Annotated in this window: 18 protein-coding genes; 12 read left to right on the forward strand and 6 right to left on the reverse strand. The window is 71.8% G+C overall.

Going from position 1 to position 14,574, the window contains the following annotated elements:
* Nucleotides 1-21 precede the first annotated feature (21 nt).
* From IEY63_RS06430 to IEY63_RS06460, 7 genes are read left to right on the forward strand one after another with little or no spacing between them, the layout of a single operon-like run.
* Complete coding sequence (locus IEY63_RS06430; RefSeq protein WP_189068180.1) at nucleotides 22-468, forward strand: YdeI/OmpD-associated family protein; 447 nt, start codon at nucleotides 22-24, stop codon at nucleotides 466-468.
* A 17-nt stretch (nucleotides 469-485) separates the two neighbouring features.
* Nucleotides 486-896, forward strand: coding sequence for a VOC family protein (locus IEY63_RS06435; protein WP_189068181.1), 411 nt, complete (start codon nucleotides 486-488; stop codon nucleotides 894-896).
* On the forward strand, nucleotides 896-1,270 hold the full coding sequence (locus IEY63_RS06440; protein ID WP_189068182.1) for a VOC family protein: 375 nt from the start codon (nucleotides 896-898) through the stop codon (nucleotides 1,268-1,270). Before IEY63_RS06435 ends, IEY63_RS06440 begins: the two co-directional genes overlap by 1 nt.
* Nucleotides 1,267-1,677 carry a VOC family protein gene (locus IEY63_RS06445; protein ID WP_189068183.1) on the forward strand — a complete coding sequence of 137 codons (411 nt, stop codon included), beginning with the start codon at nucleotides 1,267-1,269 and terminating at the stop codon, nucleotides 1,675-1,677. Before IEY63_RS06440 ends, IEY63_RS06445 begins: the two co-directional genes overlap by 4 nt.
* 15 nt (nucleotides 1,678-1,692) lie before the next feature.
* Nucleotides 1,693-2,322, forward strand: a complete 630-nt coding sequence (locus IEY63_RS06450; RefSeq protein WP_189068184.1) for a dihydrofolate reductase family protein — start codon at nucleotides 1,693-1,695, stop codon at nucleotides 2,320-2,322.
* Nucleotides 2,319-2,522: a helix-hairpin-helix domain-containing protein gene (locus IEY63_RS06455; protein WP_189068185.1), complete on the forward strand. Its 204-nt coding sequence runs from the start codon at nucleotides 2,319-2,321 to the stop codon at nucleotides 2,520-2,522. Before IEY63_RS06450 ends, IEY63_RS06455 begins: the two co-directional genes overlap by 4 nt.
* On the forward strand, nucleotides 2,519-3,184 hold the full coding sequence (locus IEY63_RS06460) for a Type 1 glutamine amidotransferase-like domain-containing protein (RefSeq protein ID WP_189068186.1): 666 nt from the start codon (nucleotides 2,519-2,521) through the stop codon (nucleotides 3,182-3,184). Before IEY63_RS06455 ends, IEY63_RS06460 begins: the two co-directional genes overlap by 4 nt.
* Before the next feature lie 24 nt (nucleotides 3,185-3,208).
* On the opposite strand, the gene IEY63_RS06465 is transcribed toward IEY63_RS06460, so the two are convergent.
* Both IEY63_RS06465 and IEY63_RS06470 read right to left on the reverse strand, forming a co-directional pair.
* Nucleotides 3,209-4,582 carry a TldD/PmbA family protein gene (locus IEY63_RS06465; RefSeq protein ID WP_229784531.1) on the reverse strand — a complete coding sequence of 458 codons (1,374 nt, stop codon included), beginning with the start codon at nucleotides 4,580-4,582 and terminating at the stop codon, nucleotides 3,209-3,211.
* Entirely contained in the window at nucleotides 4,579-5,973 is a 1,395-nt protein-coding gene (locus IEY63_RS06470) for a TldD/PmbA family protein (RefSeq protein ID WP_189068187.1), read from the reverse strand. The genes IEY63_RS06465 and IEY63_RS06470 overlap by 4 nt, the downstream gene beginning before the upstream one ends.
* Nucleotides 5,974-6,099: 126 nt before the next feature.
* On the opposite strand from IEY63_RS06470, the gene IEY63_RS06475 reads away from it, so the two are divergent.
* The 5 genes from IEY63_RS06475 (at nucleotide 6,100) to IEY63_RS06495 (ending at nucleotide 11,698) form a co-directional block, all read left to right on the forward strand.
* Nucleotides 6,100-7,095, forward strand: coding sequence for a phosphotransferase enzyme family protein (locus IEY63_RS06475; RefSeq protein ID WP_189068188.1), 996 nt, complete (start codon nucleotides 6,100-6,102; stop codon nucleotides 7,093-7,095).
* A gap of 44 nt (nucleotides 7,096-7,139) precedes the next feature.
* Nucleotides 7,140-9,188 carry a molybdopterin oxidoreductase family protein gene (locus IEY63_RS06480; RefSeq protein ID WP_189068189.1) on the forward strand — a complete coding sequence of 683 codons (2,049 nt, stop codon included), beginning with the start codon at nucleotides 7,140-7,142 and terminating at the stop codon, nucleotides 9,186-9,188.
* Nucleotides 9,189-9,197: 9 nt separating this feature from the next.
* Nucleotides 9,198-9,731 carry a dihydrofolate reductase family protein gene (locus IEY63_RS06485; RefSeq protein ID WP_189068190.1) on the forward strand — a complete coding sequence of 178 codons (534 nt, stop codon included), beginning with the start codon at nucleotides 9,198-9,200 and terminating at the stop codon, nucleotides 9,729-9,731.
* Nucleotides 9,728-10,471 (forward strand): SDR family oxidoreductase, encoded by a 744-nt coding sequence (locus IEY63_RS06490; protein ID WP_189068191.1) that lies wholly within the window; start codon nucleotides 9,728-9,730, stop codon nucleotides 10,469-10,471. The genes IEY63_RS06485 and IEY63_RS06490 overlap by 4 nt, the downstream gene beginning before the upstream one ends.
* 684 nt (nucleotides 10,472-11,155) lie before the next feature.
* Entirely contained in the window at nucleotides 11,156-11,698 is a 543-nt protein-coding gene (locus IEY63_RS06495; RefSeq protein ID WP_189068192.1) for a VUT family protein, read from the forward strand.
* Nucleotides 11,699-11,793: 95 nt separating this feature from the next.
* Here the strand turns inward: IEY63_RS06495 and IEY63_RS06500 are convergent, their stop codons facing one another.
* The 4 genes from IEY63_RS06500 to IEY63_RS06515 all read right to left on the reverse strand — a co-directional run bounded on the left by IEY63_RS06500 (nucleotide 11,794) and on the right by IEY63_RS06515 (nucleotide 14,420).
* Entirely contained in the window at nucleotides 11,794-12,204 is a 411-nt protein-coding gene (locus IEY63_RS06500; RefSeq protein WP_189068193.1) for a DUF1801 domain-containing protein, read from the reverse strand.
* On the reverse strand, nucleotides 12,201-12,563 hold the full coding sequence (locus tag IEY63_RS06505) for an ArsC/Spx/MgsR family protein (RefSeq protein WP_189068194.1): 363 nt from the start codon (nucleotides 12,561-12,563) through the stop codon (nucleotides 12,201-12,203). Before IEY63_RS06505 ends, IEY63_RS06500 begins: the two co-directional genes overlap by 4 nt.
* Nucleotides 12,564-12,652: 89 nt before the next feature.
* Entirely contained in the window at nucleotides 12,653-13,645 is a 993-nt protein-coding gene (gene ruvB / locus IEY63_RS06510) for a Holliday junction branch migration DNA helicase RuvB (RefSeq protein ID WP_189068195.1), read from the reverse strand.
* 70 nt (nucleotides 13,646-13,715) lie between these two features.
* Nucleotides 13,716-14,420, reverse strand: a complete 705-nt coding sequence (locus tag IEY63_RS06515) for an SCO family protein (RefSeq protein ID WP_189068196.1) — start codon at nucleotides 14,418-14,420, stop codon at nucleotides 13,716-13,718.
* Nucleotides 14,421-14,574 lie beyond the last annotated feature (154 nt).

Genomic DNA, 14,574 nt, shown 5'->3' on the forward strand with positions numbered 1-14,574 from the left:
CTCACGCCCGACAGGAGCCCCATGCCGACCTTCACCGCCCCGCTGACCCTGCACGGCAAGACCGCCACCGGCCTCACGGTGCCCGAGACCGTCATCGCTGAACTGAACCTCGGGAAACGCCCGCCCGTGCACGTCACGCTGAACGGCACGTACACGTACCAGTCCACTGTGGGCGTCATGGGTGGGCAGTCCCTGCTGCCCGTCAGCGCCGAGCACCGCGCCGCGGCCGGCCTGCAGGCGGGCGACCCCGTGACCGTCACCCTGACCCCCGACGTGGCCCCGCGCGAGGTGACCCTGCCACCTGCCCTGCAGGCCGCGCTGGACGCCCAGCCCGCCGCGCGCGCCGCCTTTGATCAGCTGCCCCCCAGCCAGCGGCGCGAACACGCCCGCGCCGTCGAGACCGCCAAGGCCGAAGCCACCCGCGCCCGCCGCGTCCAGACCATCCTGGCCGCCCTCACCCTGCCCTGACCCCCGGAGGTCCACCCATGCTCACCCTGCACCCCTACCTTGGTTTCAACGGCCAGGCCCGCGAGGCCCTCGAGTTCTACCAGTCGTGCCTGGGCGGCACCCTGGAGCTCATGACCGTCGCGGACTCCCCGGTCGCCGCGCAGATCCCCGCGCACATGCAGGGGCACATCCTGCACGGCAGCCTCACCAGCGGCCCGCTGGTCCTGAACGCCTCGGACATGACTGAGGACGTGGGCCGCACGCACAGCGTGACCCTGGCCCTGGCCAGCGACGACCTGGAGCACGCCCAGCAGGTCTTCAGCGCGCTCGCGCAGGGCGGCGCGGTCACGCACCCGCTGAGCCCCTCGTTCTGGGAGGGCATGTTCGGGCAGCTGACCGACCGCTACGGGCACCACTGGATGATGAACGTCATCCCGCGGCCCAGCTGATGCGGGCCGTCACGCCCTTCCTGATGTTCCAGGGGCAGGCGGGGGCCGCCCTGGACCTGTACCTGCGTCTGCCCGGCGCCCGCCTCCTGCACCGCCAGGACACCCCCGAAGGCCGCGTGCAGATGGCCGAACTGGACCTGAGTGGGCAGCGGGTGCGCGTCACCGACTCACCCATCCCGCACGCCTTCACGTTCACGCCGTCCATGTCGCTGTTCCTCGACTGCGACACCCAGGGGGAATTCGACGAGGTGTGCGCCCTGCTCGGCGCGGGCGGCACGTACCTCATGCCGCCCGGCGAGTACGGCTTCAGCGCCCGTTTCGCGTGGCTGAACGACCCGCACGGCGTGTCCTGGCAGGTGAACCTCCCCGCATGAACTGGACCCTGGAAGTCATCGTGGTGCCCGTCACGGACGTCGACCGCGCCCGCGCCTTCTACGCCGACGCCCTGGGCTTTCACGTGGACCACGACACCGTGCGCGGCAGGCAGCGCCTCATCCAGTTCACGCCGCGCGGCTCCGGGTGCAGCGTCGTGATCGGCTCCGCGCTGCGCCCCATGCCGCCCGGCACCCTGCGGGGCATGCAGCTGGTCGTGAACGACCTGCGCGCCGCGCACGCCGAACTCCTCGCGCGGGGCGTGCCCGTGTCCGACATCCGCGTGCTCGGCGGCCCCACGCCCCGCCCCGCCACACCCGACGACGACCTGAACCACGTGGGTTTCCTGTCCTTCCAGGACCCCGACGGCAACGGCTGGAGCGTCCAGCAGATCACCGCCCGACCCTGACCCCGGAGGCCCCGCATGCGCCCCCTGATCGTCTGCAACTTCGTCACGCTGGACGGCTGCTACGAGGACGCCACCCGCACCCTCGCGCCGCTGTTCGAGCACCAGCACCCCGACTACCGCGGGGACGACCAGTTCGACCACCTGACCCTGAGTCTGCTCCGAGACGCCGGCACACTGCTGCTGGCCGGGCGCGAGTCCGCGCTGAACAACCTGCGCTACTGGCAGGCCGTGCAGGACGACCCCACCGCGACCGACGTGCGCCGGGCCTTCGCGCGGCAGCTCGCGCAGACCGAGGTGGTGGTCATGTCCGACCACCTGACCCCGGACGACCTGACCGCCTTCCCGAACGCCCGCGCCGTCCGCGTGGCCGACGCGCCCGACACCGTCCGTGCCCTGAAAGCCCGGCCGGGCGGGCCGCTGCTGCTCCTCCTCAGCCGCCTGCTCTGGAACGACCTGCTCACGCGCGGCCTGGTGGACGAACTGCACCTTGTGACCTTCCCGCTGCTGGCCGGGCCCGGCGGCACGCCCCTGCTCACCGGCCGTCCCCCGGTGCAGTTCCGGCTGCTGCGCTCGCAGACCTTCCCCGGCTCCGGCAACGTCCTGAACGTCTACGACGTCACCCGCCTGGCCACGCGGGCGCCATGACCGACCTGCCGCGTCTGTCCGCCCCCGCCCGCCGCGCCCTGAGCCGCGCGGGTATCACCACCCTCGCCGGGCTCAGCCGCCACACCGAGCGGGACCTGCTGGCCCTGCACGGCCTCGGCCCGAACGCCCTGGCCGCGCTGCGTGACGTGCTGGCCGCCCGGGGGCTCAGCCTCGCCCCACCCGACCGGGAGATCCCATGAAGCTGCTCCTCACCTCCGGCGGCGTCACGAACGCCAGCATTCACGCCGCGCTGCTCGACCTGCTGGGTAAACCCATCGCCGAGTGCCGCGCGCTGTGCATTCCCACCGCGCAGCACGGGCACCCCTGGTGCACACCCGACACCGCGTGGCGGTTCGTTGCCGGGCGCAGCCCCGCCCCGATGGTCGACCTGGGCTGGCAGAGCGTGGGCCTGCTGGAACTCCTGGCGCTGCCCCACCGGCCCCGTGAGCAGTGGGAGGCGTGGGTGCGCGCCGCGGACGTGCTCCTCGTGGACGGCGGCGACGCGACCTTCCTGGCCCACTGGCTGCGGCAGACCGGACTGGCCGACCTGCTCCCCACCCTGACGGACACCGTGTGGGTCGGCGTGAGCGCCGGCAGCATGGTCCTCACGCCCCGCATCGGGGCCCAGTTCGTCTCCTGGCCCGGCGCGGACGGCAACGACGCCACGCTGGGCCTCGTGGACTTCTCCATCTTCCCGCACCTGAACTACCCGGATTTCCCGTCCAACCGCATGGCCAACGCCGAGGCGTGGGCCACCGAGATCGGCGGGCCCGGCTACGCCCTCGACGACCAGAGTGCCATCCGCGTCGTGGACGGCGCCGCACAGGTCATCTCGGAAGGCGAGTGGCGGGCCTTCCCGTGACGGGCGCCCCCCACCGCCCCGCGCCTACTGCCCCGCGATGGACAGGGCGCCCACGAGCACGTCCGGCGCCCCGGTGCCCATAGGTGTCCAGTGCAGTTCGGGCCCGATCCACTGCACGTCCCGCAGCAGATCCAGGATGTTCCCAGCGACCGTGAACACGTCCAGCGCGTGCTGCTGCTCGCCACGCTCGAACAGGAACCCGCTGGCCTCCAGACTGAACTCCCCCGTGACCGGGTGCGCCCCCGCGTGCCCGCCACTGACGCCCAGCAGCTGAATGCCACTGAACGACCCGGTCGGGGCTTCCGCCTGGTCCGCCTGCGGCTGAAGGAACAGGTTGCTGTGACCCACGCTCACCGCGCCGCTCAGGCCGAAGCGGCTGGCGTGCCCGGTGCTGCCCACGCCCGCACGCGCGGCGGTGCCCTGGTTGTGCATCACGGCGCGCAGCACGCCCCGTTCGATCAGCGTCAGGGGCGCGCTGGGGCAGCCCTCCGCATCAAAGGGCCGCGAGCGCTGCCCGGTGGGCAGGGTCGCGTCGTCCACGAGCGTCACGCTCTGGGCCGCCACCAGCTGCTCCAGCCGCCCGGCCAGGGGGCTTTTGCCTTCCTCGATCATGCGGCCACTGAACATCGGCGCGAACAGGCCCAGCAACTCCGCCATGGCCCGCCCGCTCAGCCACACCGGGAACGCGCCACTCGGGGCGGGCCGGGCGCCCAGCAGCGCCGCCGAGCGCTCCACGGCCGTCAGGGCGGTGCGGGTGGGGTCCAGCTGCGTGAACTCCCGCGTGAACTGCCACTCGCCGTCCATCTTGCTCTGCCCGTTTTCCGACAGCAGCGGGTACACGGCCAGCGTCGCCTCCAGCGCCTGCGCGCCCCGCTGCAGGCCGCTGGTGTTCGCCACCTGCCAGTCCCGCACGCTGTCGTCATACCCGCCGTACGGCACGCTGATCACGCGCGGGTCCGCGCCACTCGCCACGCGGTCCAGGTCCAGCGCCGCGGCGACCTTCTGCGCGACCGTCACGCCACTCAGGCCCTCGCCGGACAGGTCCAGGGCGGGGGGCGGCGGCCAGTCCACCAGCGCCGCGCCCGCCTCGGGGGCTGTCAGCTCGGCGTTCTCCGCCGCGCGGTCCAGGGCGCGTTCCAGGGCCGCTTCGCTCAGGTTCTCCGTGAAGCTCTCGCCCCACGCGCCGCCCCGCAGCACGCGCAGCGCCACGCCCTGCTGCGTGGACAGCTGGAAGCTGGTGACCTCGCCCTTGAGGGCACGCACCCCTGTGTGCTGCTCGCGCTGCGCGAACACCTCCAGCTGCACGCCCCGCGACCGGGCGCGCTCCAGCAGGAATGCCTGCGCCTCGGCCAGGGACAGCTGCGTGTCCGCCGTGCGGTTCAGTTTCTTGCCCGTCACGCGCGGCCCCCCACGGTGATCTCCGAGATCAGGATGTGCGGCTGCCCCACGTCGGTTGGCAGGCTGCCAGACACGCTGCCGCACATGCCCTGCCCCAGCCGCAGGTCCCCGGCGACCCCCACGATGTTCATCAGGTCCTGCGCGCCGTTCCCGACGAGCGCCGCGCCCCGCAGCGGTTCGGCCACCTCGCCCCCACGGATCATGTACGCCTCGTTCACCGCGAAGTTGTAATCCCCGGTGCCCGGCGTGACGCTCCCCCCGCCCATCGTGCGGGCGTAGATGCCGTGCTCCACGCCCCGGATCAGGTCATCGGGCGTGCGGTCCCCGGGGGCAATGAACGTGCTGCGCATGCGGCTTGCGGGCGCGTAGCGGTAGTTCGCGCGGCGGCCACTGCCCGTGCGGGCCTCGCCAGTCTTGAGGTGCCCCACGCGGTCCACCATGTACGAGCGCAGCACACCCCGCTCGATCAGGGTCGTGCGCTGCGGAGCCATGCCCTCGTCATCCACGCCCAGCGCGCCCCACGCACCGGGAATCGTGCCGTCGTCAATGGCGGTCACGCAGTCGTGCGCGATGCGCTGCCCCATCTTCCCGGCGAACACGCTGGCGTTCTTCTCCACCGCCGTCGTCTCCAGAATGTGCCCGCACGCCTCGTGGAAGATCACGCCGCCAAAGGCGTTGCCGATCACCACGGGAAGCTTGCCCGCCGGGGCGTACGCCGCGCCCAGCATGGCGTTCGCGATCCGCGCGGCCTCCGCGCCGATCTCCTCGGGCGGGCGCTCCTCGAAGAATTCCAGGCCGCGCCCCGCACCGGGGTTCGAGGACCCCGTGGCACGGTCGGTGCCGTCCTGTGCAATAGCGGTGCAGGCAATCCGGGTGCTCAGCCGCTCGTCCTCCGCCCACAGGCCCTCGGAGTTCGCGATCAGCACGCGCTGCACCATGTCCAGGTACGTGACGTCCACCGTCCGCACCGCGCCCACCCCGGCGGCCGCCCCGTGCGCGCGGCGCATCAGGGCCAGCTTGCGGGCCTTCGCGGCGTGCAGCGGATGCTCGCGCGCCACCTGCATGGGCGTCACGTTCACCCGCGTGAAATCCAGGCCGCCCGCGCCGCCCTCGTCCGTGACGCCCGCCGCGCCGCGCGCCTGCGCCACCTGCCGCGCCAGGTCCAGCAGTCCACTGGCCGTCACGTCGTTCGTGTAGGCGTACACGACCTGCGTGCCGTACAGCAGCCGCACGCCCGCCCCGAACAGGTTCCCGTCCCGCGCGTCCCTCAGTTCCCCCTGATGCAGCCGCAGGGTGGTGCTCACGCGGTCTTCCACGAACAGCTCCGCGAAATCCGCCCCGCCCCGCTGCGCCGCGCCCAGCACCTGCGCCACCAACGCTTCATCCAGCATGAACCCGCCTCCTTGGACTGTGTCTTGGAAGGTCACCATAGCGGCCCGTCCGCGCCGGTGCCCAGTCGCCCAGGGTGCACCACGCCATTTGGCCTACCCGGCCCGGAGCGCCCCTACGCTGCGGGCATGAGCTTTCCCATCCTGTCGTCCGTGCTCGATCCGGCGGCCCTGGCCGGCCGGCTGGCCGCCTCGTTCGGCGGCGCGCCCCGGGTGACGTTCCTGCGGCGCGGTCTGAACGACACGTACCGCGTGGACGGCCTGCCGGTGGGCAGCGCGGCTCTGCGGGTGTACCGCCTGAGGTGGCGTACGCCTGCGGACGTGGCCTGGGAAGACGCGTTCATCCGCCGGGCCGCCGCGGCGGGCGTGGGGGCCGCGCAGGTCATCCCCTTCCCGGACGGCACGCGCCTGCTGACCCTGGACGCGCCGGAGGGGCCGAGGCTGGCCGCGCTGTTCGACTGGGTGGAAGGCCGCGAGCCGGACGCCACCCCGGAGGACGCCGCCCGCTTTGGCCGCGCGGCGGCGGCGCTGCACGCGGCGGGCGAAGGCCTGCCGGACGCCGGGCGCTTCCCGCTGGACCTGACGCACCTGATCGGCAGTCCCGTGGCGCGGGTGCTGCCGCTGCTGGCAGACGAACCGGCGCTGGCCCACGAGCTTCAGGTCGTGGCCGCGCGGACCCGCGCCGCGCTGGAGGGTCTGGAGGCCCAGCTCACCCGCGCGGCCTGTCACGGGGACCTGCACGGCGGGAACGCCCTGGTGGACTCTGCCGGAGCGCTCCAGCTGTTCGATTTCGACTGTGGCGGCCCGGGCTTCGCCGCGTATGACCTCGCGGTGTACGGCTGGGATCACGCGCTGAACAGTGCCCCCGACGATGACACGCCCTGGACGCTCTGGGCCGCGTGCCTGGACGCCTACCGCGCCGCGAGACCCCTGACGGACGCGGACGAGGCGGCCCTGGGTTCATTCGGCGTGGCCCGCACCCTGTGGTTCATGGGGCTCTATGCCGACCTGTCGGACACCTGGGGCCGTCAGATGGTCAGCCCCCGGTTCTTCCGCTCGCAGCTGGACTTCATCGGGCGCTGGGAGGAGCGGCTGACCGCCACTCGGGCGGGCGCGCCTGAGTGAACCGGCCCTCCCCGCGCGGGGCCGGGGGCGCGTATCCTCCGGGCATGACCGCCCTGCCCGTGCCGCCCTCGCGTGATGTGCTGCTCACCTGCCCGCTGGACTGCCCGGACGCCTGCCGCCTGAAGGTCACGGTGGGCCGTGACGCGCCGGGCGCGCCAGAGCGGCTCCTGAAGGTCACGGGGGACGCCACGCACCCGATCACGAAGGGCTTCGCGTGCGCCAAGACCGTGCACTACCCGGCCCGCGCCAACCACCCGGATCGGCCCCTGTACCCGCTGCGGCGCGTGAACGCGAAGACGGACGCCGAACCCGTCTGGGAGCGCGTGACCTGGGAGGCCGCACTGGACGACATCGCCGCGCGCCTGCGGACGCTGCTGGACGCGCGCGGGCCGGGCAGCATCCTGCGCTACAACTACGCGGGCACCATGGGCCTGATGGAGGGCACGCACGTGCACGCCTTCTTCCGCGCGCTGGGCGCCCCGGAACTGGAGGAGACGATCTGCGCCACGGCCGGCACCGAGGCCTGGAGCCTGGGCTACGGCACGCGCTTCGGGGTGGACCCGGCGGACGTGGCGCACGCGCGCCTGATCGTGCTGTGGGGCATCAATTCCCTGAGTACGAACAGTCACCTGACGCCGCACCTGACGGCGGCCCGCAAGGCCGGGGCGCGGATCGTGTGCGTGGACCCGTACCGCAACCGCACGGCGGCCTTCGCGGACGAGCACCTGAAGATCCGCCCCGGCACGGACGCCGCGCTGGCCCTGGGCGTCATGCACGAACTGTTCGCTCACGGCTGGACGGACGAGACCTACATCGCCGAGGCGACGACCGGCGTGGGGGAACTGCGCGAGGCGGCGCGCGAGTGGACGCCCGACCGCACCGCGGAGGTCACCGGCCTGGACGCGGACGTGATCCGTGCGTTCGCCCGCGCGGTCGGCACGACGCGCCCTACGTACATCCGGGTGGGGTACGGCATGACCCGCCACGAGCACGGCGGCACGAACCTGCGGGCCGTGACCCTGATTCCCGCCCTGACCGGCGACTGGCGGCATCGGGGCGGCGGCTGCACCCTGAGCACCAGCGGCGCATTCAAACTCAACCGCGCGCGCCTGGGCGCCGCGCACCTGATCCGGCCCGGCACGCCGCGCGTGAACATGAACGAGTACGCCGCCGCCCTGCGACCCGAACGTGGCCTGGGCGCGACGTTCATCTACAACTGCAACCCGGCGGTCGTCGCGCCGGACGCCGGGCGGGTCCGCGCGGGCCTCCAGCGGGACGACCTGCTGGTGGTCGTGCTGGAACAGGCCATGACCGACACCGCGCGGCTGGCCGACTATGTGCTGCCTGCCACCACCTTCGCCGAGCACGCCGACGTGTACACCAGCTACGGCCACCACTACCTGGGCTATAACCCCGCCACCCTGGAGGCCCCCGGTGAGGCGCGGCCGAACTCCTGGGTCTTCCAGGAACTCGCGCGGCGCCTGGGCGTGACGGAACCCGGCGTGTACTGGAGCGTGGACGACCTGCTTGACGAGGTGCTGGCCACCGATCACCCGCTCCTGGCGGGCATCACGCCGGAGCGCCTGAAGGCCGAGGGCAGCGTCCGCCTGAACCTCCCCGAGGGCTTCCTGCCGTACGCGCACGGCGCGGAAACGCCCAGCGGGAAGGTGCAGCTCAGCCCCGCGCCCGCGCACCGCGAACCCCTGGCGCAGCTGAGCGCCGAGTACCCCATCCGGCTGCTCACGCCGCCCGCGCATCACTTCCTGAACAGCACGTACGGGAACCTGCCGAACCTCAACCGCGCTGAGGGGGGTGAACCGCACCTGCTGCTGCACCCGCACGACGCGCAGGCGTCCGGCGTGACCGACGGGGGGCTCGCCACCCTGACCAGCGAGATCGGCAGCGTGCAGCGCCGCGTGAAGGTCACGGACGCCGCGCAGCCCGGCGCGGCCATCCTGGAGGGCACGTGGTGGGGCCTCAGTGCGCCGGACGGCCGGAGCATCAACGAGCTCACCGCGCAGACCCTCACCGACCTGGGGGGCGGCAGCACCTTTCACAACACCCGCATCCGCATCGACCCTGTTCAGCCGTAAGGAGAACGTATGCGAGCACTGATCGTCACCGAATTCGTGTCCCTGGACGGCGTGTATGAGGAACACTCGCCGTGGCGCGCGCCGTACGACCCGGACGACGGGCCCTTCAAGCGTGAGGAATTGTTCGTCAGCAGCGCGCTGCTGCTGGGCCGCACCACCTTCGATGAGTTCGCGGCGTACTGGCCCACGGCGACCGGCAGCTTCGCGGAGTGCATGAACGCCCTGCCCAAGTACGTGGCCACCACCCGCCCCGGCCCACTCGCCTGGAACGCCACCGCCCTGGGTCCCGACGTGGTCTCGGAGGTGCAGGCCCTCAAGGCGCAGCCGGGCGGTCCGCTGCTGGTGTACGGCAGCGGCACCCTCGCGCGGACGCTGCTGCGGCACGGGCTGGTGGACGAGCTGCGCCTGATGGTCTTCCCGCTCGTCCTGGGCCGCGGCAAGCGCCTGTTCGACACGCTGGAGCACCTGCCCCTGACGCTGCTGGGCACGCGGGAGCTGGGCTCGGGCGTGCTGCTGCTCACGTACGGCCCGGCGCGCCCATGAAGACCGTTCTGATCACGGGCGGCAGCCGGGGCATCGGCGCGGCCACCGCCCGCCTCGCCGCGCAGGCCGGGTACGCGGTGGGGCTGGGGTATCGCCAGGACGCCGCCGCGGCTGCTGGGATCGTCCAGGAGATCGAGGCCGCCGGAGGCCGCGCGCTGGCAGTCCAGGCCGACGTGGGCGACGCTGGGGACGTGGAGCGCCTCTTCGACACCGTGCAGACCGAACTGGGGAGCTTGCACGGCCTGGTGAACAATGCCGGGACGCTGGAACGGCAGGCGCGCGTGGATGAACTGGACACGGCGCGGCTCCAGCGGGTCCTGACCACGAACGTGATCGGTGCGTTCCTCTGCGCGGGCGCCGCCGTGCGGCGACTCTCCACCCGGCACGGCGGGCCGGGCGGCGTGATCGTGAACGTCTCCTCGCGCGCAGCCGTGCTCGGCTCGGGCGGCGAGTACGTGGATTACGCCGCCTCGAAGGGCGCTGTGGACACCCTGACTGTTGGGCTGGCCCGCGAGGTGGCGGCCGAGGGCATCCGCGTGTGCGGCGTGCGCCCCGGCCTGATCGAGACGGACATTCACGCGCTGGGCGGCGAACCGGGGCGCGTGGCGCGGCTCGCGGGCAGCGTCCCGCTGGGCCGGGGCGGCACGCCCGAGGAGGTCGCCCAGGCGATCCTCTGGCTGCTGTCCCCGGCGGCGTCCTACGTGACGGGCACCCTGCTGGACGTCAGCGGCGGCCGCTGAGGGACGTCACGTCCGCCCGGAGTGCATGGTCGGCGCCCATTCCCTACCTGAGCTTCAGGGCCGCCGCTGCCGTGCGGCACACTGCGGGCAACAGCGGATCTCGCGGACACATTCCGTGCCCTGGCCCCCCGGATCATCCCGCCACTCTCCCTTCCGGGCTTTGATCTGGCGCTGGCGTGGATCCGGCAGGGGCGGATACACCCTCCTGCGGGGCGGGTACTGGACGGCGCGCGTCTGAACGGACAGCATGAAGCACGGTTCACCGGCAGGCTGAACCTGCTGGCAGAGGTCACATCGGTACATGGTGAGCAGCCTTGGAGCGGGCGTGATTCGGCTGCAGCCCGGAAAAGACGTGGAGGTTCGGCGGTCAGAAGCCGCGACACATCAGCTCTGTTGTCTACGTCACTCGGTTCGGTCTTGAAGAGGGAACTCCAGAGGCTGAGCGGACCGCGTCCCTACGTGCACTTACCGTATCACGCCCGGCGGGGCCGTCAGCGGCGGACGCGGCGCGTGCGGGAACTGGGCCGTCCGGGGTATCCTGCGGGGTGCGCGGCGGCGCCTCCCTCCGGCAGATCCGCCGACCTGACGCGCCCTGACGACCACCCCATCCGCTCCTTTCCGGCGCTTCACTGCGCGCCGGCTCTGCCGCTCGACCTGTCCTGTCGATTCCGGCCCGAGGTTCCCATGACCATCCCTGCCCCCCGGGCGGCGCTGCCGCTGCTGCTGATCGCCCTGTACGCCCTGAGCATCCTGCTGGCGAACCTGACCCTGAACACGTTCATTCCGCTGCCCGTGTACGGCCTGCTGAGCGTCGGCACGATCTTCTTCGCGGCCGTCTTCACCCTGCGGGACCGCATTCACCGCGCGGGCGGCCTGAACGCCGTGTACGTCGCCATTGCTGCCGCGCTCATCGTGAACACGGTGGTGGCCCTGATCACCGGCACGCCGTGGCGGTTCGTGGGCGCCAGCTTCCTGGCGATCCTGGCCGGGGAACTGGCCGACACTGCCGTGTATCAGAGCCTCATTCAGCGCAGCTGGTGGACGCGGGTGCTGGCCAGCAACGCCGTGAGCGTCCCGCTGGACAGCGTGCTGTTCAACCTGCTGGCCTTCTGGGGTGACATGCCGTCCGGGCAGATCACGCAGATCATCTTCGCGGACATTCTCGCGAAGTACCTGATCGCGGCGCTGTTCGCCTTCCGCGTCCGGCACGCGGCCCGCCTCGCCTGAACCGCTCCACAGCTGCCCTAAAGGCGTGGGCTGGGCCCATGCTCTCAATTGCAAGGCCCCTGTGCAGGGCGCCTGCCTGCACCCGCAAGCGGCTGTCAGTTCTCCCGGCGGCCGCCTTTCCTCGTTGACTGTGCCCTTTCATTCGCGGCGGCCGCGGCCTGGATCAGCTCCCGGAAGGCCACCTCGTCCAGCGGACCGCCCTCGGGCAGATCAATGGCGCGGCGGGTGCCCCCGTCCAGACTGGCGTTGAACAGCCCTGCCGGGTCGGGCAGGCTGGCGCCGCGTGGAAACGTGAGCTTCACGGCCCGCTGGTACGTCTCGCCGGTGCACAGGATGCCCCTGTGCTCCCACACGGGCACGCCGGGCGACGTGGCCTTGGCCCACTTCACGGTCTCCTGCACGCCCGGCAGCGCCTCGTGAATCAGGGCGCGCACGCGCCGCAGGGTGTCGCTGCGCCAGTCGGTCAGGGCGGCCAGCCGCTCGGTCACCGGGTCGGCGTTCGTCATGCGTGGGCCTCCACCAGGGCCTTCCAGCCGTCCATGTCCTCGCCGACGATCAGGTGCTTCCCGGCGCGCACCAGCGGCAGGCGCAGCAGTTCGGGGTCGTCGATGACCTTGGCGATCACGCCGTCCTCGGTGGTGCGCAGGTAGGCGAGGTTGCTGCGTTCGTACGCCTTGCCGTTCAGGTCCAGCAGGGCGTTCAGGCCGAATTTCTGCACGAAGCGGGCCAGTTCGCCCTTGGCGATGGGGCGTTCTTTCAGGTCCACGAAGTGAATCTTGATCTTGCGCTCCTTGAAGAAGCGTTCAGCGGCGCGCGTCTCCTTGCTTTTGCGCGTGCCGAACACCTGCACCTGAAGGTCACTCATGGCTCAAGTGTAAGCGTGTGGGTGCAGGGCGCTGGAATGAACGCGCTGGCCCCCGTCCAGCACAGGCGGGGGCCAGTGGGCGGCCGGGTTCAGTTGGTGTAGAAGCCCAGGTCGTGGTCGCCGCTGACGGGCAGGCCCAGGTGGTCGTAGGCGTGCGCGGTGGCCACGCGGCCGCGGGGGGTGCGCTTGATGAAGCCCAGCTGGATCAGGTACGGCTCGTACACGTCTTCCAGGGTCAGGCTGTCCTCGCTGATCGCGGTGGCCAGGGTGTCCACGCCGACCGGGCCGCCCGCGAAGCGGTGAATCAGGGTCTCCAGGTACTTCTTGTCGCGGTCGTCCAGGCCGGCGCTGTCCAGGCCCAGCCGGTCCAGGGCATCCTGCGCGCGGGGCAGGCCGATGGTGGTCTCGCCGGCCACCTCGGCGTAGTCGCGCACGCGGCGCAGCAGACGTTTGGCGATGCGCATGGTGCCGCGCGCCCGGGCGCCGATCTCGACGGCGGCGTCTTCCTCCAGGCCGAAGCCCAGCAGGCGGGCGTCGCGCATGAGGTTCACACCGATCTCGTCGGGCGTGTAGTACTCGAGGTGCTCGATGATCCCGAAGCGGCTGCGCATGGGCGCGGTGATCAGGCCGGGGCGGGTGGTGGCGCCGACCAGCGTGAAGCGCGGCAGGGGCAGCTCAATGGTGCGCGCGGCGGGGCCCTGGCCCAGCACGATGTCGAGCTTGAAGTCCTCCATGGCGGGGTACAGGTGCTCTTCCGCAACGCGGCCCAGGCGGTGGATCTCGTCGATGAACAGCACGTCGCCCTCTTCGAGGCTGTTGGTGAGGATCGCGGCGAGGTCGCCGGGTTTCTCGATGGCGGGGCCGGAGGTGACGCGGATGTTCACGCCCAGTTCGTGCGCGATGATGTGCGCCAGGGTGGTCTTGCCCAGGCCGGGCGGGCCGAACAGCAGGGTGTGGTCGAGCGCTTCCTTGCGGCCGCGCGCGGCCTGGAGGTACACGCCGAGTTTCTCCTTCAGTCGCACCTGCCCGACGTATTCCGTCAGGGTCTTGGGCCGCAGGGCCGCGTCGAGCGGTTCAGTCATAACAGAGAGTCTAGCGCAAGTTCGCTCTGAGCGGAATACGCCCGGTGTCTTTCAGCGACTGACCTGAGCCTCAGCTCTTCGCGTACTGACGGATCAACCCCGGCAGGTCCCGTTCCAGGGCGCCACTCACCACGTCCTGATTGCCGTACACCCGCACGAAGCGCCCCTGGCCGTCCACGACGCTCACCTGATCCCCGTGAATCCGCGCCGCCTCGGACGCCGCCGCGCCCACCTGCGCCGCATTCGCCGCGCCGCTGGACGTCTTCCCGCTCTGCGGCATGGTCATGTGGGCGCTGTGATCCTCCGCGGGCATCGGTGCCACATTCGCCACGAACATCTCCCGCGCCGCCGCGTCAATGGTCTGCGCCCGGCCCGTCAGACCCGTGAACGCCGGATCGAAACGGTTCAGGTACTCGCGCACCACGCCCGGCGTGTCATGCCCCGGGTCCACCGTGATGAACTGCACCTGCACCCGCGAGCGCTGCTCCGCACTGAGCGCCGCGTACATATTCTTCAGGCTCGCCAGGGTCGCCGGGCACACGTCCGGGCAGCGCACGAACCCGTAGAACACCAGCCGCATCCGTCCGTCCGCTGCGTTCAGGGCCGTGGCCTGCCCCCGGTCGTTCACCAGTGCCAGCGCCGGGAGCGTCTTCGGGGCGTCCAGCGCCTCACCCGCCGTCACGCCTGGCGCGGCCCGCCGCATCACCAGGAGCCCGCCCAGCACCGCCGCGACCACCAGCAGCGCCGCCGTCACCCACCTTGAAACACCTGTCATGCCCGCAGGGTAGGGGAGAGGCACCGGGTGACGTGTCCCCGGTGATGAGGGGAAGCTCGGCGCGGCCCCGCGCACCTGAGCCGAACTGGTCCATCCAGGCGCCGCACCTCATCCCGTCAACGCGAAAGGGACGCCACTCAGGGCGTCCCTCCGG

The sequence above is a fragment of the Deinococcus radiotolerans genome, assembly GCF_014647435.1.
Classification (GTDB): Bacteria; Deinococcota; Deinococci; order Deinococcales; family Deinococcaceae; genus Deinococcus; species Deinococcus radiotolerans.